The sequence below is a fragment of the Bacillus sp. LBG-1-113 genome, assembly GCF_020708615.1.
GTDB lineage: Bacteria > Bacillota > Bacilli > Bacillales > Bacillaceae > Bacillus > Bacillus mojavensis.
In genome coordinates, this window is record NZ_JAJFDG010000011.1 from 17,664 (window position 1) to 38,027 (window position 20,364).

At 41.1% G+C, this 20,364-nt stretch carries 17 protein-coding genes and 4 pseudogenes; 4 read left to right on the forward strand and 17 right to left on the reverse strand.

Features of this window, described 5'->3' with window-relative positions; translation table 11 throughout:
* Positions 1–99: 99 nt before the first annotated feature.
* From LJF29_RS18880 to LJF29_RS18900, 5 genes and pseudogenes are all read right to left on the reverse strand, one after another.
* A pseudogene (locus LJF29_RS18880) lies at positions 100–284 on the reverse strand (TetR/AcrR family transcriptional regulator); the annotation flags it as partial.
* Positions 285–351: 67 nt separating this feature from the next.
* Positions 352–1,173 (reverse strand): sugar phosphate isomerase/epimerase family protein, encoded by an 822-nt coding sequence (locus tag LJF29_RS18885; protein WP_229150112.1) that lies wholly within the window; start codon positions 1,171–1,173, stop codon positions 352–354.
* Positions 1,174–1,188: 15 nt separating this feature from the next.
* Positions 1,189–2,532 carry a sugar porter family MFS transporter gene (locus LJF29_RS18890; protein WP_106045783.1) on the reverse strand — a complete coding sequence of 448 codons (1,344 nt, stop codon included), beginning with the start codon at positions 2,530–2,532 and terminating at the stop codon, positions 1,189–1,191.
* Positions 2,533–2,617: 85 nt separating this feature from the next.
* The gene (locus LJF29_RS18895; protein ID WP_106045782.1) at positions 2,618–3,622 is read right to left on the reverse strand and encodes a LacI family DNA-binding transcriptional regulator; all 1,005 of its coding nucleotides are present in this window, start codon (positions 3,620–3,622) and stop codon (positions 2,618–2,620) included.
* Positions 3,623–3,715: 93 nt separating this feature from the next.
* A complete protein-coding gene (locus LJF29_RS18900; protein WP_229150113.1) occupies positions 3,716–4,741 on the reverse strand; it encodes a Gfo/Idh/MocA family oxidoreductase in 1,026 nt (341 codons plus the stop codon).
* 352 nt (positions 4,742–5,093) lie between these two features.
* Here LJF29_RS18900 and LJF29_RS18905 point away from each other — a divergent pair.
* Positions 5,094–5,423 (forward strand): annotated as a pseudogene (locus LJF29_RS18905) (HIT domain-containing protein).
* Here the strand turns inward: LJF29_RS18905 and LJF29_RS18910 are convergent.
* The 6 genes and pseudogenes from LJF29_RS18910 to LJF29_RS18935 all read right to left on the reverse strand — a co-directional run.
* Complete coding sequence (locus tag LJF29_RS18910) at positions 5,416–5,907, reverse strand: GNAT family N-acetyltransferase (RefSeq protein ID WP_229150114.1); 492 nt, start codon at positions 5,905–5,907, stop codon at positions 5,416–5,418. The pseudogene LJF29_RS18905 and the gene LJF29_RS18910 overlap by 8 nt on opposite strands.
* 608 nt (positions 5,908–6,515) lie before the next feature.
* The gene (locus LJF29_RS18915; protein WP_229150115.1) at positions 6,516–6,854 is read right to left on the reverse strand and encodes a thioredoxin family protein; all 339 of its coding nucleotides are present in this window, start codon (positions 6,852–6,854) and stop codon (positions 6,516–6,518) included.
* 184 nt (positions 6,855–7,038) lie between these two features.
* A complete protein-coding gene (locus LJF29_RS18920) occupies positions 7,039–7,428 on the reverse strand; it encodes a DoxX family protein (protein ID WP_168747047.1) in 390 nt (129 codons plus the stop codon).
* A 126-nt stretch (positions 7,429–7,554) separates the two neighbouring features.
* Positions 7,555–8,499: a ring-cleaving dioxygenase gene (locus LJF29_RS18925; RefSeq protein WP_229150116.1), complete on the reverse strand. Its 945-nt coding sequence runs from the start codon at positions 8,497–8,499 to the stop codon at positions 7,555–7,557.
* A gap of 36 nt (positions 8,500–8,535) precedes the next feature.
* Positions 8,536–9,147, reverse strand: coding sequence for a nitroreductase family protein (locus tag LJF29_RS18930; protein ID WP_229150117.1), 612 nt, complete (start codon positions 9,145–9,147; stop codon positions 8,536–8,538).
* A gap of 303 nt (positions 9,148–9,450) precedes the next feature.
* Positions 9,451–9,636, reverse strand: a pseudogene (locus LJF29_RS18935) (PLP-dependent aminotransferase family protein); the annotation flags it as partial.
* Between LJF29_RS18935 and LJF29_RS18940 the strand changes: the two are divergent.
* Positions 9,632–9,749, forward strand: a pseudogene (locus LJF29_RS18940) (MBL fold metallo-hydrolase); the annotation flags it as partial. The pseudogenes LJF29_RS18935 and LJF29_RS18940 sit on opposite strands and share 5 nt — an antisense overlap.
* A gap of 86 nt (positions 9,750–9,835) precedes the next feature.
* On the opposite strand, the gene LJF29_RS18945 reads toward LJF29_RS18940, so the two are convergent.
* On the reverse strand, positions 9,836–10,609 hold the full coding sequence (locus tag LJF29_RS18945; protein ID WP_229150118.1) for a GNAT family N-acetyltransferase: 774 nt from the start codon (positions 10,607–10,609) through the stop codon (positions 9,836–9,838).
* Between the two features lie 206 nt (positions 10,610–10,815).
* Positions 10,816–12,264, reverse strand: a complete 1,449-nt coding sequence (locus LJF29_RS18950) for a PLP-dependent aminotransferase family protein (protein ID WP_229150119.1) — start codon at positions 12,262–12,264, stop codon at positions 10,816–10,818.
* A 132-nt stretch (positions 12,265–12,396) separates the two neighbouring features.
* On the opposite strand from LJF29_RS18950, the gene LJF29_RS18955 reads away from it, so the two are divergent.
* The gene (locus tag LJF29_RS18955) at positions 12,397–13,296 is read left to right on the forward strand and encodes a DMT family transporter (RefSeq protein WP_229150120.1); all 900 of its coding nucleotides are present in this window, start codon (positions 12,397–12,399) and stop codon (positions 13,294–13,296) included.
* Positions 13,297–13,521: 225 nt separating this feature from the next.
* Here the strand turns inward: LJF29_RS18955 and LJF29_RS18960 are convergent, their stop codons facing one another.
* The 4 genes from LJF29_RS18960 to LJF29_RS18975 form a co-directional block, all read right to left on the reverse strand.
* On the reverse strand, positions 13,522–13,947 hold the full coding sequence (locus LJF29_RS18960) for a MaoC family dehydratase (RefSeq protein WP_010333159.1): 426 nt from the start codon (positions 13,945–13,947) through the stop codon (positions 13,522–13,524).
* Between the two features lie 393 nt (positions 13,948–14,340).
* Positions 14,341–15,288: a mannose-6-phosphate isomerase, class I gene (gene manA, locus LJF29_RS18965; protein WP_229150121.1), complete on the reverse strand. Its 948-nt coding sequence runs from the start codon at positions 15,286–15,288 to the stop codon at positions 14,341–14,343.
* Positions 15,289–15,301: 13 nt separating this feature from the next.
* Positions 15,302–17,242, reverse strand: coding sequence for a PTS fructose transporter subunit IIABC (locus LJF29_RS18970; protein WP_229150122.1), 1,941 nt, complete (start codon positions 17,240–17,242; stop codon positions 15,302–15,304).
* Positions 17,243–17,391: 149 nt separating this feature from the next.
* A complete protein-coding gene (locus LJF29_RS18975) occupies positions 17,392–19,344 on the reverse strand; it encodes a BglG family transcription antiterminator (protein WP_229150123.1) in 1,953 nt (650 codons plus the stop codon).
* 533 nt (positions 19,345–19,877) lie between these two features.
* Here LJF29_RS18975 and LJF29_RS18980 point away from each other — a divergent pair.
* Positions 19,878–20,336 carry a GNAT family N-acetyltransferase gene (locus LJF29_RS18980; RefSeq protein WP_229150124.1) on the forward strand — a complete coding sequence of 153 codons (459 nt, stop codon included), beginning with the start codon at positions 19,878–19,880 and terminating at the stop codon, positions 20,334–20,336.
* The last annotated feature ends 28 nt before the right edge of the window (positions 20,337–20,364 follow it).

The window sequence follows — 20,364 nt, forward strand, 5'->3', positions numbered from 1 at the left end:
GTGTAAGGGATACCAAGGGCTGTTCGCCCTTGGTATTTTTTAAGCCTTCGCCAAAAGATAGAGCCTTAAATGACATTGCCTGCAAAAGGCTACATTTAGCACATGCTTCCGGGACTTAAAAAATCAATGATAGACGCCACTTCTTCTTCAACCTTCTCGGGGTATACTACTATCAGCAGATCCTTTTTTGACGAGAAATGGTAGGACAGAGAATGTTTCCAAATTCCCAGCTCTTTTGCAATACGCGCCATTTTGACTCCCTCGTAGCCAAGTTCATTAAGCCGTTACAGGCGAGGAGCTTCATAGAATATTGACAATTAAAAAAGAACAACACATGTTGTCCTTTTTTCTTTATATTTTCAAGCCTTCCCATGACCTTAATGTCTCTAGAGATGACTTAAAGTACCCCGTCACCACTTCCAGATAGTGATTTCCTTTTACCGGAGTAAAAGGATCAGGACCGGCTGCCACCATCTCCATAATAATCGGGCCTTTATAACCGATAGAATGGAGTGCTTCGATTTGCTCTTTGAGATTGGCATGGCCGTTTCCGATGGCCTGGCGATTTGAATCAGCCACGTGATAGACTCCGAGTTTCTGCCCTGTCAATTCAATGGCCTTCACAGGATCAGCCTCTTCTATGTTCATATGATACGCATCGAGAAGAACATCGAGATTGGAACTGCCGACATCACGTATGAATTGTAAAGCTTCTTCGCCAGTGACCACTTGATGATTTTCGTACCGGTTCAATACTTCGAATACCACCTGAATTTGTAATTCCTCCGCTTTAGCCATAATCTTTTTAGAGCTTTTGACCAATAAACTCCAATCCCTCTCATCATCACCGCTCCCTCTCACTTTGCCGACATCGCCGTGAAGACAGATACGGGGAGCGCCTAAATCCACAGCCCAGTCCAATAAGTCCAAGAAATATTGTACAGCCTTTGACCGAACCTCTTCATTCGTGCTTGAAATATCCACATTCCTTGGCGTTACCGACAAAACCTTTATATGATGCGCAGCCAGTGTTTCGGCAAGGTCTTTTGGATTCAGAGAAATATCCCCCTCGACCTCTACTCCGTCTACTCCGATTTCTGCAGCCAGCCGGCATTTTTGTTCAAATGGAATGCTGCCGAAAGTCCATAAACATAACCCATATTCTCTTGCCATATTGAAATCCCCCTTTTAGAAAGATGAAGCTGTATTCTTTGACATGATTTCTCCTTCAATCTGTTCCAATGATTTGCCTTTTGTCTCCGGCACAAATTTATAGACAAAGAGAAAGGCAAGGGCGCCAATGGCACCGTACATGAGAAATAATATACCTGTACCAATCAGATCTAAAAGCAGCGGGAAGGACAGCGACACCGCAATATTTGCCAGCCACAGACAGGTACTTGCAATTCCCAATGCCGTCCCCCTGATGTGTAACGGGAAAATTTCAGCCAGCACAACCCAAACGACCATTCCCCAGCTCGCTGAATACGCTACCATAAACAAGCATAAACAGGATAATAGCAGCCACCCGGGGGCATGAAAGAAAAGCGTACTGACACCCAAAATACCAAGTGCCGCAGACATTCCGACATTGCCAATCAGCATAAGATTTCTTCGGCCTATCATATCAATCAGCAGCAAGCCGAGGATCGTAAATAAGACATTGATAATGCCGATGCCAATGGTCCCTGCAATGGCACTGGAAGCACCGAACCCCGCATTTTCTAAGATGGTCGGTGTATAATAAATAATCGTATTTGTGCCTATGACTTGCTGAAAGATGGCGACCCCAATACCGATAAATAGGATCGGCCTGATTGCCGGCGATAATAATATTGATATTGAAACACGCTCTTCCGTCTTGATCTCTTTCATACTGCGAATCTCAGCATCAATTGTTTTCGGATCTCTCGTCAGAAGCAAAATATGGCGTGCTTCATCCTCACTCCTTGTCTGCAACACCCATCGCGGACTTTCAGGCATAAAAAACATGCCGGCCATGAGAATGAGGGAGGGAATTACTGCTAATAGGAGCATCAGATCCCACCTGCCAGAAGATGAAAAAACAAAGTTCACAATATAAGCCATGAGTATCCCGAAAGAATTCATCAGTGTATTCAAGGAAGCGATTCTGCCTCTGATCGCGGCAGGTGCCATTTCTGATAAATACAAAGGAACAATTGCCGAGGCTCCTCCAACCGCTATGCCCAATTCTATTCTGAATAGTAACAATATTCCGATATTATGAGCCAAGCCTGTTCCAATGGCTCCAATTGTAAAAAGCACACCCAGCCAGATGATGGTTTTTTTCCTGCCATAACGATCGGAAAATCTTCCGCAAAAGGCTGCGCCAACTAAAGCGCCAATCAGCACCCCACTGACAACTAATCCTTCTAAAAATGGAGTCAGCTCCATGTCTTCCCTTATAAACAGCAGAGCGCCTGATATTACACCTGTATCGTACCCGAACAGCAAACCTCCTAATGCCCCGAAAAAGTAAATAAGACTGATATAGGCCTTTTTGGATGTCATCAAGAAACCTCCAACTTATCGATTTGACGTTTAAGCAAGGGAGATTCCTCCGTTTTTAGAGAAAGATCTCCCTATGCCAAAAGGGTTATAACAGTGAGGCCGTTGAATCCCGCACGATTAATGAAGGAGACAGCATCACCCGCTGTACCGCTTTCTTTTGCTTTGAATGAGCCATGCCGTCTATCAGCAATTCAATTGCCTTTTCTCCCATTTCTTCAGTCGGCTGTGCGATTGTCGTTAACTGAGGATCACTGATCTTTGCCAAGATGCTGTTATCAAATCCAACCAGTGAAAGAGATGAAGGAATAGAAATGTGAAGCTGCCTTGCAGCCTGCAAAACCCCTAAACCAAGCAACTCAGTCGTCACAAAGACAGCCGTCGGCCTATGTTTCTGATGAAGCAGCTTTAAACTGATGTCTTTACTGGCTGACAAGTCATACGGACAGTCCAGAACGGCTGATTCATCGATTTGGATTCCTGAGACCTGCAGTCCTTCTTTAAAGCCGATGACACGATTTTTAATTGATGTATTGTTAATCTTTTCTGCTATGACCGCTATATTTGTATGCCCTAATTGGGCTAAATGGACGGCTGCCTCATATCCCCCTTTAAAATCATCCGCCACTACAGTGTCTACAGGCAGATGCGGTATATCTCTCGATAGCATGACAACAGGCATGTCGCTTTCAATCAGTTCACGTATCGCCTGACTGTTCTTGAGACCCGTCGCCACAATAATGCCGTCTACATGTTTTTGCTTCAGCATGGTGATATATTCTTCTTCTCTCAGCGAATTGTTGTCCGTACTGCATATGATGACACTAAAGTCCTTTTTACGGCCGCTGTCCTCCACTGCTCTGGCCAGCTCGGCCATAAATGGATTAGCGATGTCAGGAATGAGCAGCCCAATGGTCTTCATCATTTTTCTCGTTGAAGTCACAACACTTGGCTGATATTGAAGTTCCTCAATCACTTTCCAAATTCTTTTTTTCGTTTTTTCACTTATATTGCCTGTATGATTAAGAACCTTTGAAACCGTAGAGATTGAAACGTTTGCTTCCTTCGCAACATCATAAATGGTTGTTTTCATTAAGAAGGCCACCTTTATAAAATAGATCCTCTCTAGTATAAACGAATGCCGACAGGAATTTCTTTTTAAAAAGGCGCTTCTTCTATGAAAACCTCAAACCGTTTGCGGCACTCCGTCTTTTAATGTGACAGGCTGCTTTGTTTTGCAAGATTCTATACAAGCAGCGGCAATGGCAAGTGCCGCACGCGCATCTTCACCTGTTACTGAGGTTGGCTTATGATTTCGAACGGCATCAACAAACGATTGCAATTCATCAACATAAGCATCAAATAATAAATCCTGGTCGTAGCGAATCGTGTTGTAGCTGACTCCGTCTTTGTTATACCTTGTCATGTTTGTATGGCGGATATCTCCGATGGTCAGCATGCCTTCAGATCCAAACACTTCTCCGCGGACATCATATCCATAAACGGCTTGGAAGTTCGCTTCCGCCGTTGCGATTGCTCCGTTATCAAATTTGATCGTGACAACTGCAGTATCCAAAAATCCTTTGTCTTTAAAATCGGATCTGACTAACGCATCAGCAACGGCATAGACTTCAATCGGCTTTGCATTTGGATTGAGGTAGAGTAACGTATCAAAGTCATGAATCAGCGTCTCTAAGAAGATCGTCCATTGAGGAATTGGTGTCGGATCACCGAGTGCCGGGTCTCTTGTGATGGAACGCATTAACTGGGGCGTGCCGATTTTTCCTGCGCGAATTTCCTCATACGCACTGCGAAAGCCTTTAGCGAAACGTCTGTTAAAACCGATCTGAAGCGGAACTGACTCTTCATTCACTACCCTGATGACTTCATCCGCTTCTTCCAGCGTGACAGCCATCGGTTTCTCACAAAATACTGCTTTCCCCTTCTTTGCCGCTGCAATAATGTTTGCGGCATGCGTCCTTGCCGGCGAAGCAATAATGACCGCATCAATATCCGGGTGCTCCAGCATGTCTAACGGATTTGTAAACGCTTTAATATTTGAGCCTAGCTTTTTTGCAAATGCTTCTGCATTCCCCGGAACCGGATCTGCAATCGCATACAAATCTGCCCCTTTCACACGGAACGCAATACTTTCTCCATGAAAAGCTCCCATCCGTCCCGCACCTAATAGCCCAACCTGTACATTTCCCATGATTATCACTCCATTCTGCGAAAATAAGGAAAGTCTTTCTCTATCTATCATTAGATAATAAAAGTAAACTCTAAATAAATTTATAATATTAATTTATAAGAGGGAAAGTCTTTCCTAATTGTTTTCAATTGTAACCCCTTACATTTTACGGGTCAATCTTTTTTTTGCTGTTTTTAAAGCAGATCTCTCCTTTAGCCGTCGATTAAGCCTGCGATAATTCATGTTCAGGGGGCAAAAAAATATCAAGGGGATGCGGCCCTTGATCATTCAAATGGAAATCCCTCGCAAAAGAAGGGAGGTGATGAAGAAATGCAGAAGAATAATTCAAACAAACAAAGCGAGGTTGGATCATATGACTGAAGACTTTTACTGTGATGAGGTTTTTAGCGGCAAAACGAAAGTGAATAAAGTAATAGAGACAGATAACGTATTGGCATACTATCATACAAAGCCTTTTTATCCAGTCCATATTGTGGCTGTCCCTAAGAAACATATTTCCTCATTGATCACCCTGGGAGAGAACGACCATGAGTTGCTTCTTGAATGAATGAGTGTCATTCAAAAGGTCGCTTCCATGGTGACGGAAGAAAAAGGCGCATGCCGTGTAATCACCAACTTAGGCGCTTACCAGGACTCTAAACATCTACATTGGCATATTGTGTTCGGAGAGCCGCTTAAGTAAGCGTCTGGGGTCGGCACAGCTGTTTCCGCATACGTATATTAGTCATGGCATAGCCCATCTTCTGATAAAGATAGACGGCTGTCTCGTTGTGCGCAAACACATGAAGAGCAAGTCTTTCCACGCCCATCTCTCTTGCTCTTTCATCCAGCGTTTGAAGCGCCAATTGAGCCAGCCCTTTTCCGTGATAGGCTTCATATAATCCAAAGGAATAAATAAACGCTTCCTTTTGTGGATGGAGCGGATCAGCATATAGCCAGAGCCAGCCTATCCTTTCCCCTTGTTCATTTGTAATGTTCCAAAAGTTGTGATTGCTGCTGTTTCGTCCATCCGGAATCATTTTCTCATATGCTTGCTCCGATTTCTCAATCGCCTCTTTTTCTGTCCAAGTTCCCGACGCTATGTTTTGTTTCGCATAATTTTGCACGGACATCCCGCGAAATGCTTTAAACTCTTCCACATTCATATCTTCCAAAGTTAACGCCATCCTGTATTCCTCCTTATAAAAAAAGTCCAGCCAATGCCGGACACTCACTGCGTACAAATGAAAAGCTCTTCAATAACCCGTTTTAAGCCTCTGACTCTCTATCATTCGATAAGAGAAAAAGATTTCCTGCAAACCAGTATAAAAGACTATAGGGATATAAGAGAAAAAAATGCACCATCTCTAAAAATGCAATGGCCCTGCCGCGGCGAAAAGTTTTTGGTCCATGATGCTGTGAACCGCCTCTGCCCTTGTGACGATCCCCACGATGATGCCCTTCTTTCTTAAATATCTTTGCTCTTCATTAATAAAGCACCTTTCCTACATTATTTGAATATTACTATTTCTAAAAAATCAAAAAGGATGCTACACCTTGTAACACCCTTTTTTGCTTCACTTATTGGTTTGTTTAGAAATGATTTTGCTGGTGTTTGATGTGATGTTTCTATGCAAGCCCAATGATATTCTACTAGATGACTGCTGAAGATATGATGAAATGAGGAAATCATTTATATCCCCTGATTGATCCTCATGTATGATACAGAACATATTGATTCATTTGCTCCAGCCCCATTTCAGAGAGCTCCTTTTCATTTGGAAAGCGTAAAGCTTTATTCATCTTCATATAAACGATAAACCCTTTTTAGCCTTTCTTCGAGCTGTTCAAAATGAACAAAACGAGCTTCTCTCAGAAACTCAGTCCCATCGATAAACAAAAGAAGCACAGGGACGGTGAAGACCGAAAATCGGCCGGCGACCTCTTCTACATCGTCAGCATTGATATGCCCCAATGTGATGTTTGGAAACTGATCCAATAATATTCTGAGCTGCGGCAGAACAGCATGACATACTGTACAGCCGGGTCTTGATATATAGATAAAACTGAATTGATGCTGCATAATAAAAGCCTCTATAGCATCTAATGAATGTAATTCTGTCATCTCTTTCATCCATTTACTCCTTCAAATTGGTCTGTTTTTCATGACCAAGCATCGATACGTATCATTCACTATACACATTTATATTTATGATATCCGCTTTTTTGCTTTGCAGGGTACCTGCAAGTTTGCATGAAAATGGCAAAACAAAAGAACAGTTACCGCTTGCCGGTAACTGTTCTTACATACTTTCATATTAAAAATGCAAAGCGTAAGCCCCTGAACCGATGAGTGCAACCCCGATGGAGACTGCAATCAGCACCACGTTATATTCAAAACCGCCCGCGCCATTCGCAAATCCTTTCGCTCCATGGACTTTTACGATGGCACCTAACATAATGATCGTTATGATAGCAGCTCCAAGCGGGAGGAATACACCTAAAATAAATAAAATTCCGCTTACTAATTCCCCAAGACCTGATAAAGCGGCCGCGGCGTTACCTGGTTTAACCCCAATTGACTCGAACCATTGTCCGGTTCCTTTAATCCCGTATCCGCCAAACCAGCCGAATACTTTTTGTGATCCATAAAACAGAAACACCACACCAATCATAATACGAATAAGCAATAGTCCTGCATCTTCCATTTTTATCTCTCCTTATTTTTGATGTAACATGATGTGCTGAAAGGCAGCACGTCTTGTTATTTACCTCCAGTAACTTCCAGCGGTCATCTGTTGAATATATGTCTCTTTATTTCTCTTCATGCGTTATTACAATCCGTCTAACTCTCTCACTACAAACGGCAGCAGCCCTTGTTCAATTTGTGTTCGATGCGGTTCATACTGCACAGGCAGCATCAACCTTCCACCCATTGTTTCTGGTGATTCATCATGAGCAAAGCCCGGCGGATCAGTTGCGATTTCGAACAGGATTTCCCCATGTTCTCTGAAGTAAACCGCATTAAAATAATTTCTATCCTGAACAGGAGTCACACCGTATCCGTGAGAAGCAATATATCTTTGCCAATCTAATTGATCTTCGTCATCGCTAGCACGCCAAGCGATGTGATGCACCGTGCCGACTCCCATTTGTCCGCGGCCAATAGGCGTTAATTTAAGGTCAATCACATTTCCGATATCACCGGCAGAACGAAAACGAACGAAGTCTCCTTCCTTGCCGACTTGTTCCAGTCCCATGATATTTTCTAATAGCTCAGCGGTTTTATCAGGCTGTGCTGATAACAGGGTTGCACCGCCAAAGCCTTTAATGGCAACATCAGGTGTTATATCTCCAAACGTCCACGTATTGGCTTCTCCTTCTTCTCTTTCCACGATTTCTAAGTGCAGACCGTGCGGATCATCAAATTCTATATATTGTTCTCCAAAACGCTCGATTTTGGTGTATGGAACGTTGAACTTTTTAAGTCTCTTTTCCCAAAAAGCCATAGCTCCCTTCGGCACGACATAAGAAGTCACGCCAACTTGACCGTCCCCAATGATGCCTTGGCGGGCTCCTGCCCACGGAAAGAAGGTGATGATTGTTCCCGGCTTCCCGCCTTCATTTCCAAAATAAAGATGATACGTACCTGGATCATCAAAATTGACAGTTTGCTTGACCAATCGAAGCCCCAGGACTCCTGCGTAAAAATCTGCGTTCTCTTGAGGGTGACCGACAATTGCTGTAATATGATGTATTCCCATCGTTTTTTTAGCCATTTTTACCCGCTCCTTCACATGTTCATTTAGATATACTCAACAAAACTCATTTACAGGTTTCCGGTAACCGCGCGGCCTTCTGCTCTCTGTTTTTTCTTTCCCAATTGTAATCATCATGACAACCTCAAATTGATCATCTATATTCAAAATCCGTTTCACTGCTTCAGCATCAAAGCCGATCATAGGGCAGGTGTCCCAGCCCTTTTCCTTAGCACTCAGCATAAACATCATCGCAGAAAGTGAAGCATTCCTTATCGCCTCATCCCTCTTAAATTGTTCTCCTTTGTTTTCATAAAATGAAACGGTGTCTTGAACCATGTGGTCATACTCTTGCTTATTTAGCACCCCCAACACCTTTAATCCTTCATAGATGTCAGCTGCTTGCTGATATGCCTGCTTATCTCCTAATACCAAAAGAACCGCAGATGAGCTAAACACTTTATATTGTCCGTTTGCGGCCTGTTTCAGCTTTTCTTTTACACCCGGGTCTAGAACCGTCACATATTTTGTATGCTGTAAATTAAAAGCCGATGGAGCCAATGCAACCCATTCAAACATCTCATTAAGTTCTTCTTTCGTGATTGGATGATCCGATAGGAAGTTGCTTGCAGATCTTCTTTCTTTGACTAGCTGTGAAAATTCAGCCATTTACGCCACTCCTCTTTTATCTCGAATTCGAGATATTATTTTAAAAAAAATCACATTAGAAGGATTGAGATTCTATATACAAGCAGGTTTACGCTTGGTCATGGCTATTTATCTCGAATTAAAATATCTTGAATATGAGATAATGATAAAATATGGATGTTCAAATGTCAACAGTTTTTAAAAAATAGTGGAATTTTCCACTGAAGCAGATGTTAATTGGTGTGCCATCACCGCTTGTTTCATAAGAACCTATATGTTTGGTGTGTGATCTTTTAGCCCGGCTCCAACTTTTTTTCTTTCACCTTACTTCCTTGCCAATTCTTTAATCATCAAACCCAATTCATAAATCCCCTTTTGAAGGTCTTCAAGCGATGCATAAGCATATGATAAGCGAACATAATCCCCTTTTTCCTGAGCATAGATACTGCCGAGATTGAGAAGAATCCCTTTTGATAAAGCTTTTATATAAAGGGATTTCATTGATATGGAGACTGTCAACCATTGGGCGTTATCTAGAGAAGAATTAAAAAACTTTATTCATGAAAAAGGCATGTCATCTCATGTACCTGGTACCGGATGATGGCGAATCCTATTCATTTTAAAATGGAGAAAAGGGTTCATGTGGATAAATACGGTATTCTCCGTCAGCTTGGTGCTCAAGAAAAGACCCTTCCTAAGAAGGGTTTTTTCAACCTGATTTTTTAAAAAAGATGGAGTATTTGGTCGATATCTCAAATCCAAGTTTTTTTGCTAAATGAATAGATGATTTGTTGCTGACATCACAATCCCAGCTAGGGGTGACGCCTTTTTCGAGACAATTATTTATAAACGTACTCCCAGCAATATAAGCGAACCCCATCCCTCTATATTCTTCGCTTGTATAGATATCCATTTCCGCATGATCGCCGCCTAGAAATATGGAAGTGCACTCACTGACAACATGATTGTCATACAAAACAGCGAATCCAAATCCGTTTTTTAAAAAATTCGAGACTGAACCCCAATACTCCTCATAATAAGCTTTATGAAATTCAGTGCTGGTTGAAATGATATCTTCATTTATCTTTTTTAATGTAAATCCCTTTGGAAGCTGAAAAGCCTTTTTGGCAGAAATTTGTTGAGAAAGCGCATATCGCATCATTTGGTTCAATTCATCACGCAATACAGTTTTTATTACGCTGTCCCATGAACGATTGGGAGAATACAGCGTAAATCTTTTTTTGGTTTCTGCTCTCTTTTTGTGTAATTCAACGATACATTCGTTGACATTTTGATTCCTTTCAACCCCTGCAACATAATAAATTCCTGAACTGGTTCCTATCAGAAATGATTGATCATCTGCATAAACAACTCCTGGAATGGTTTGTTCTAATATTGAATAAACAAATGTCGGGCAACATGTTTCTTTATGATGGATCAATGCTTTGACATCACTATATTGTTCTTTCTTTACCTCCTGCAAACTGTACCCTCCTATCACTTTCTCTCTTTTATTCTTTCCATAAAAGAATTCCCCTCTTTTAAGGGACACTTCTGTTTTTTTGAAAAGCCAGTAAGATGAGGAGATACCTACTCCTCTACATATTCATCTTACATTTCTAAGAACGCATAAAAATAAAAACATACCAACATTGCTTGATAGATAGGTTCTCAACATTGAATGCATATTTATTTACTTGCAAGTTCCTTAATCATCAAACTTAATTCATAAATTCCCTTTTGGAGATCTTCAAGGGATGCATAAGCGTATGACAAGCGAATATAATTGCCTTTTTCCTGAGCATAGATACTGCCAAGATTGAGAAGAATCCCTTTTGTTAAGGCTTTTTTATAAAGTAATTTCATAGATATCGAAGGCAAAATTTTTAACCAGATAAAGAATCCCCCTTTTGGAATAGTCCAAACAGCTGCATTCTTCATATTGGTTTCTAAAGCGCTCGTAACAAATTGCCTTCTTATCTTTAATTGATGTCTCACACGTTCTAAATGCCGCTGATATTGGCCAGATGTGAACCATTCCGCCGCAACTCTTTGAGATAACGAACTGGATCCGTAATCTGTCTGCATTTTAATGTCGGATAAACGTTCAATCACTGGTTCCGGTCCGACTATCCATCCAATCCTTAAGCCGGGGCTTAACGTTTTCGATAAACTTCCTACATATAGCACATGGCCGTTTTTATCTATTGTTTTAATAGGATATGGCGGGTTTTCATCTATCCACAGCTCACGATATATGTCGTCTTCAATAATGGGAAGCTGTGTTTCCTCGCTTGCTGCAAGGATTTCTTTCCGGCGCTCTTCTGACATTAAGATACCAGTCGGATTATGAAAACAAGGGTTTGTATATAATATGGCTCTCCCCCGTTCTCCCTTTGTCATATGAATATGGTTTGGCAAAAGCCCCTCTTTATCCATAGGAAGTCCGGTCAGATTCATTCCGGCTGATTGAAATACATGTAATGAATAAAGATAAGATGGCTGATCAAGAAAAACAGTTGATCCTCTTTGCAAAAGCCCCATTGATATAAGCTGTAAGGCTTGCAGTGCTCCTGAAACAATAAGAATGGATGAAGGAGAAGCCTGAATCCCGATTGTTTTTAAATAAACACTCAATGCCTCTCTTAAGGGTAAGTATCCTTTTGGTTCCTCATATCCGAACGCCTCTATATTTTGAGATACCTTGCCCATAATCTCTTTCATAGCAGACAAAGGAAAAATCTCATTTGAAAGTTCTCCTTTGCTGAGCTGTATAAGATCAGAATTTGATTCTGATTTATTGATTTCTTGAACAATTCTTCGGCTTGGCTGCTGGATTCCAGAAGTTACATATTTCTCCCAATTAGGTGCAGAATTCTTAGCCAACAGTGTCCAAGTATTGTTGATGACAACTGTCCCTTTACCCATTCTGCCTTCAATCAATCCATCTGCCATCAATTCCTCTAACGCTGTGATAACCGTGCTTCGATTTACCTGAAATTCTTTTGCAAGCGTTCGCTGACTAGGAATCTTACTTCCAATCGGCCACTCTCCATTTCCTATTTTCTCTTTTATATAGTCAATGATTTGTAAGTACTTGGGAAGCTTTCTATTCGTTTTTTCTTCTGTAAAGCTCATCAAAAGCAGTCTCCTTCTACTAAGTGGTTGGGTCATAAATTGCGTAACTGGTTGAAGTCATTTTATCAAATCTCTATTAGTATATAACACACTAAATCACTGGTTGGTTTTTGTAGAGAAGGAGTGAAGATCATGAAAAAGAAAACTGTTCAACTGATTATATCTTACAGTCTTATGATCGGTTTGTGGGCATCAGCTTTTCCTGGAATTCGTGTAGGTTTGGAATACTACACACCAGAACACCTTGCTTTATTACGTTTGTTAATCGGATCTATGGCGTTGTTACTTTTTGCTGCGCTGACTAAAATGCGCTTACCTGACATGAAAGATGTCCCTGTCATCTTATTATTAGGATTTTTAGGTTTTGCACTATATCACCTTTTGCTTAATATCGGCGAAAAAACAGTTAGTGCCGGGATTGCAAGCTTACTCGTAACCACAGCACCGATCTTTTCTGCGGTGTTGTCTCGACTGTTTTTTGGTGAACATTTTGGTTTTTCTAAATGGATTGGCTCTATCATTAGTTTATTAGGTGTGTCATTTATTTCATTTGGCACAGGAGATCATACGCATTCTATGAAAGGGATTTTGTTCATCCTGCTGGCAGCTTTTGCAGAGAGTATTTATTTCGTTTTTCAAGCCCGCTATATAAAAAAGTATGGATTTATTCCATTTGTAACGTTCACAATTTGGGGTGCAGTCATACCAATGCTTGTTTTTCTTCCAGGTTTATGGGGAGAGTTTATACTCGCCTCAATGAATTCCACATTGTCTATCGTTTACTTAGGTTTATTCCCGACGGTTATCCCATACTTTGCGCTTGCATACGTAACTTCAATCGTCGGTCCTTCTGAAGCAACGACTTCACTTTATGTAACACCTGCTTTGACACTGGTGATTTCCTGGGTGTGGATAGGCGAAATGCCTGCATTTATTTCACTGCTAGGCGGAATAGTTACTGTCGGCGGGGTGTGTTTCACCTACATAAAAGGAAGCAAAAAGGAGATGGTAAAGGAGATTAGAAAGTTCTAATTTTCTTTTCTGTCAAACCGCCCATTCTCTTTGCTTTACCGCCTTGATGCAAGGTATCGGTACTGTGCTTCCTGGCATTGCAGGAATGACAGGTTCCATAAAAAAGTGCATGAATAAAAAAACATACCAATATGATTTGGTATGTTTCTTTCTAAGATGAGCCTTTAACATTGATATCCATATCAATAGGTAGTTGATGATGAGAAGCCTTTAATGTTACATTAGTCACTGCTTAATCAATACTGATAACTCACCTTCAAATACTTTCTCTTCTTTATGATTATAAGTAAATATCAATACAGTAAGTATTCCCGTTCCACTTTTCTTTGGTTTCTTATCTACCACCTCAACAACTGAATGCAATTCATCGTCTGGATACACGGGTTTTATGAATTTAATATGATTCATCTCTGTTCCAGCGATAATATCGTCGCCATAGTAACCCTCTTCAATCCACAGCTTAAAAGAAATGGCTAACGTTTGTATTCCAGAAGCGATGATTCCATTAAATCTGCCTTGATTCGCTTTTTCCTCATCTACATGCATATATTGAGGGTCAAATTCTTCCGCAAACCTCATTACATTTTCTTTTGTTACCCTAAAAGACTTTGTATGAAATACTTGTCCAATCGCAAATTCATCAAACTTCATAAATACACCTCTTATCAAAATATTCCTTCAACAACTAACGCATTAAAAATACTTTATCATATTTCATGTAGATCATCCTTTCCATTCTTACCTATAAAACTTATCAGATCAAATGTTGGGTTTCGGGAAAGAAACATTTGAAATAGCGAACGTGACAGCTCAAAGATGATTTTGCACATGAAATAAAAAACCTGCGTTTATAATAGGATAGCTTGTTTTTTTACAAACAAATCATTCAGAAACACATTTCGTCTTCTCTTTGCTCAAATAAGATTGAAGCGTGAAAAAAGATACCAGTGGTATCTTTTTATATTTAACTATTCATTTAGCTCAAAATGAGATCACTTTGGTTCGTTCTTTATATCAAAAATGAAACTGGTATAAAGTTTTATTTTACAGATGAGATACGATACACTCCGCATCCCCTGTGAGTTTGAATTCCCCAAACCCGTAAGGCAGCAACATATGATCTCCTTTTTTAAAGTCATATGTACGGTCTCCGGAGATTATCCTGCCTTCTCCTTCGATGACACTGACAAGATGGAATGATTTTTGCTGTTTTAAACTTGCTGATCCTGTTAAATCCCACTTTTCCACTGAAAAATAAGGGCACTCTATCAATACGGCTCTGTGCAAATCATCTGTTTGTTCATATTGAACCGTTTGCTGATCCGGTGCAAATGGTACGTCTATCACATCTATGCTCTTTTCCAAATGGAGCTCGCGCAAATTGCCTTCTGTATCTTTTCGGCCATAATCATATAATCTGTAGGTAGTATCGGAATTCTGCTGCGTCTCTAAAATGAGAATGCCTTTCCCAATCGCATGAACGGTGCCGCTTGGCACATAGAAGAAATCCCCCGGTTTTACCTTTACGCGGCGCAGGAACTCGTCCCATTTTCCAACTTCTATCATCGAGATCAGTTCTTCCTTTGTTTTTGCGTTGTGGCCATAAACGATTTCTGCATCTTCTTGGCAGTCTATGATATACCAGCATTCCGTTTTTCCGAGCTCCCCTTTTTCACGCATTTTTGCATACTCACCTTTCGGATGCACCTGAACGGATAAGTCTTGATTGGCATCCAGTATTTTTGTGAGAAGAGGGAAGCGGTCCCCCTTCAGATGTCCGAATAAATGCCGATGATGGTCCCATAATTCGCTGAGCGTAAGCCCCTTGTATATCCCGTTTTGAACAATGCTTTGTCCATTTTGATGTGCTGCAAAAGCCCAGCATTCTGCCGTCCGTTCTGACGGAATGTCATAGCCGAAAGCTGTTAAAGCGGTGCCGCCCCAAATCTTTTCTTTGAAAACTGGCTTGAAAAATAGCGGTTCAGCCATCATGAAATCCTCCCCTTTATATGATTTCATCCAGGAGTTTGTATGCTTCTTCTTTTGTCTGCACAGAGAGCAGCCTTTCCCTATAGCTGTCATCCATCAGTTTTCGAGATAGCATTTGCAGCAGTTTCAGATGCTGGTTCCCTCCGCTATCTTTCGGTACAGCGATCATAAAGATTAACTTTGCTTCTGATCCATCAAGACTGTTCCAGTCAATGCCTGATTGTTTGATTCCGAATGCCACACTGGGCTTCTTGACCGCATCAGACTTCCCGTGCGGAATCGCGATATTCATGCCAATCGCCGTTGTCCCCTCTTGTTCGCGATTCATGATCGCTTGTTTAAAACCGCTCTCTGAATGCAGCATACCTGTTCGGGACAATTTTTGAATCATTTCATCAATAATGTCACCTCTGGTTTCGCCTGATAAAGTTGGTTCAATTAGATCTAAACTCATAATGTCTGTCAGCTTGTGAATATCCGTCTTCTCCATCTGTCTGCTTTCCGCTTCATTGTGCTGTTGCGGAACGTCATTCGCTGCTGCAGCTTCACTCAGCCCGGCGGGTGAAGAAACCGGAATATCTTTTTTTAGTACATTAACTAAAAGAGCGGTGGTAAGAGATCCGGCAATCACTGCAATAAAAAACATCAATACATGATCAACGGCGCCTAGTACTGCAACTATGGGCCCGCCGTGTGCTACTCTGTCTCCGACATTGCCGATCATAGCGATCACAGAACCAGTCATAGAACCTGCCATAATCCCCGGAATGACGCGAAGCGGATCCTGTGCCGCGAATGGAATGGCTCCTTCAGTGATGCCGAAAAGCCCCATGGTAAATGATGCTTTTCCCATTTCTCTTTCCGACTCCTGAAATTTTCTTTTTCCAAAAAACGTTGCAATCCCAAGGCCGATCGGCGGTATACAAATGGCGACGGCAATCGGTCCCATAATTTCATAGTTTCCTTCTCCGATCATGGCCGATCCAAACAGGAATGCCACTTTGTTTACGGGACCTCCCATATCAAATGAAATCATTGCGCCTAAAATCAATGCCAGCAGGATGGAGCTCGAACCTTTCATACCCGCCAGCCATACCGTTAAAGATTCGAAAATTTGGGCTACAGGTGCACCGATCAAAAACACAAACGCCAAACCTACAATTAGTGAAGCGAACACTGGAATAATAATAATCGGCATAATCGGCTGAATCGCCTTTGGAACCTTCATTTTTTTGATCCAAAGGGCAGCATACCCCGCCAAAAACCCGGCGATGATGCCGCCGAGAAAACCGGCGCCGCTTGCACTCCCGTAAAAGCTTCCCGTCGCTGCAATGTATCCGCCGATCATGCCTGGTACAAGCCCGGGCTTATCAGCGATGCTGTACGCGATATATCCGGCCAAAATCGGGATCATAAATGAGAATGAGGCACTTCCGATCTGTTCAATCGTTTTCCAAAAAGATTCATCCGGAATGACTAAGCCTTTCGGTGTTTTCTCACCTCCAAGCGTCAATGCAACCGCTATCAATAATCCTCCGACGACGATGAATGGAACCATAAAAGAAACACCGTTCATTAAATGACGGTAAATCGGATTTTGTTTTTTCTCCTGTTGATTGCCGGCTTCCGATTTTGAAGCTGAACGGTAGACCGGCACATCGCTGCTAAGTGCTTCTTGAATTAATTCTTCCGGTTTGCGGATACCATCCTGAACCCCGACAGACAACAGCTTTTTTCCTATAAACCGGTCTTTGTTTACCGAGCGGTCTGCAGCGATAATGATCGCGTCTGCTTCACGAATCTCCTCTCCGGTCAGCTCATTTTCTACCCCGATTCCGCCTTGGGTCTCGACTTTCATTTGGACGCCTAATCTGTCGGCAGCTTTTTGCAGATTTTCAGCCGCCATATATGTATGGGCAATTCCATTCGGACATGATGTAATCGCTAACAGTTTCATACGAGTCCTCCTTTAAAGTATGAATCATAAGGCCTGTAACAACTGTATATCAAAATCACGCTTGTAAAAGCGCTGTTTTTTACCGTTAATTCCGGAAAAACTGGCATTTTTCCATATACAAAAAAAAGCAGGACATCAAAGCCCCGCTTTTAATAATCCAAATAAGATAAAAATCTCATAACATTTGTTTCTTTCGTCAGCTTATGAATGAATGCCGGCTGCTCACTTAGATATGACAGTTCATGGAACAATTGCTTTGTCATGTTTTGATCCTCGTGTTTGACAGCCAGCATAAAGACGAGTGACACTTTTTCGGCCCCCCAATCAAGCGGCTCTTTTAATGTGGCAATCGCAATCGCTGATTGTTTAATGAATTTAGAGTTTGCATGAGGAATCGCAATGCCAGCTCCAATGTTTGTCGCCGACATTTTTTCTCTCATCACAGCATGAATGGCATACTCCTTTTCCACATAGCCTTTCTCGTATAAAACCATTGCCATTTGTTCAATCAGCTTGTAGCGATGAACTGACTCTTGCTGCAAAAAAACTAAGAAAGGAGTCGTATTGTTCAGCATCTTAAACGTTTTTTGTGTTTGGCGTTGCGATACGTCAACCTGATCCATAAATGCACTTAGTTTCTTCTCATCAGAAGGCTCCAACAGCGGTGATACAACAATATGAGGAATCGGCACATGTTCCAACGCTATCGTGGAAATGACAAGATCTACGTCCCCATGCTTTGTTGTGTAATCTGCTAAATCAGCTTTTGCAATACAGGCCTTCACCGCGATTTGATGAAATTTCCGTTCAATTTTTGTTCGCAGCAATTGTGACATTCCAATGCCCATGTGGCAGACGATGATTGCCTTTTTACGCTTCTCGCTGCTGTGGTGCAAACGTTCGACCGCAGCTTGAAAATGCAATGTCAGATAAGCGGCCTCTTCCTCAGGAATAGAAAGAGCAAACGTTTGATTGATATCTTCCAGAACGTCAATGATCATATGAAACAGATAAGGGTACATTTTTTTTATGTCATTTAGCATTGGATTTGATACAGAAAGATCGTAATTCAGCCGGTTTAGCACTGTATTGAGATGGATGTTCAATCCGTTGATCAAATCCTGATCACGATGAAAATCAAGCATTTTCAGCTCTGATACACGATCGATTAAATGCCGCACAACCATGGGAAGCAAGGGATTTTCCAGAATCTTTTTCTCTTCTCCCTGAGCTCGAAAACGAACTTTTCCGCCGAGTATATGCAACGTTACATACACGGCTTCTTCTTTAGGGAAGCGGATGGCAAAAACCGCTTCCAGCCGTTTTAAACATGTCATTGCCCACTGATATTCTTTCTTCTTTTCTACTGCTGCCATTTCTGTTGGCGAAATCGAGATGGGCTGCTTCATTTTGATTCGGCGTATCATCAGCAATGTATGCAATAATAGATTCTCGAAGGTTTCATCTGTGAAATAGATAGAATGGTGCTTTTGCAATGTTTTGAATTCATTCGCCACAAATTTCACTTCATGACTTAAGAACTTGCTTTTGATAAATTGACTTGTAAACTCTGGATTATCAATCAAATCAGAGATTCTGGCTAAGGCTTTTCTTTTATTTCTTTCATTTCCCTCGATCTTTAAACCGAGCCGCTGCTTTGACACCAATTTGAGATCAAATCGCTTTAGCCACCCTTCAATTTCATGTAAATCCCTTTTAATGGAAGACTTATTCAAAAAATGCTGAGCGGCAATTTCTTTTGCTGACACATGTTTTGGGTTCATTAATAATTGATAAGCGATTTGCAGAATTCTTTCTTCATCGGACTGGTGCTTTGAGCCAAAATGTTCAGTACCTAATTGTTGAGTTAACCGGGCCCTTTCATGTTCTTCTATATTTAAATAGACACCTAATCCTGGTTTGCGAATGAGCTGAGCAGGGGAATGTTCATGCAGATAACCTTCGATTGTTTTCAGATCATTCCTGATCGTTTTTTCAGAACACTTTACCCTGTCGGCGAAATCTTGCACGACTAAATAGTCATCAGGTTCAGATAACAACAGATACAAAATGTCTTTTTGTCTAGTATTCATGTATCTCATCTGTTTTTCTATCCTTCCTGTGTTTCACTCAAATGATGTACGATAGTATAAGTATACTATAGGAGAAACCGCTTACATTATAAAGTAAAATACACGCGCTAAAAGTTTCGTTTTTTACCGAAACTTCCGGAAAAATTGGATTTTTGCTCAGAAAATTCACCTGTTCATCAATAAAAAGAAGATGCTCACCATAAAAAAGTGTTCAGGACAAGCTTCAATTGAGATGAATTTCAATAGGTAAAACTAATTTATGAAAGAGCACCTAGTGTACCGCAAGACTCCCATACAGGTTTACAAAAAAAGAGCAGCTCCTCAGCTGCCGCGACAAACCCATGAAAAGAAGTGATGTTAGATGAGCTATCAGTTAAAGGCTTTAAAAAGGATTTAATGAAGGTTTTGTTCAAATTGTAAAGTTAGGGATTAACTACAGAACTCATTGTTTTTTATAAGACTACATGATGTGGATGAAAGCGTAACAATTGATCTGAAAAGCTTCTGTCCTTTTCAGATAAAGAGATAAAAGGATAATGACTATGAATATTGAGATAAAGGCGGTAACTGAAGAGAATCGTGAATCTATTCTGTCTCTTCATGTTCACAAGAGCCAAATATCATATATAGAATCAACGAAGCAATGTCTAGAGGATGCAACAAAATGTCAGTATTATAAACCTGCTGGACTTTATTACGAAGGAGAGTTAGTCGGTTTTGCTATGTATGGATGGTTTCCTGAAATTAATGAAGAAAATAAAAACGGAAGAGTGTGGCTTGACCGATTTTTCATTGACGAGCGTTTTCAAGGTCAAGGATTAGGAAGCATGATGCTTGAAGCTCTTATTCATCACCTTGCTGAGCAATATACATGTAACAGAATTTATTTAAGCATTTTTGAGAACAACATTCATGCTTTGCGCCTGTATCAAAAATTCGGTTTTACATTTAATGGCGAGCTCGATTATAACGGCGAGAAGGTCATGGTAAAAGAACTATAAGTACTTAATTTTTTGAAAATCTACGTTG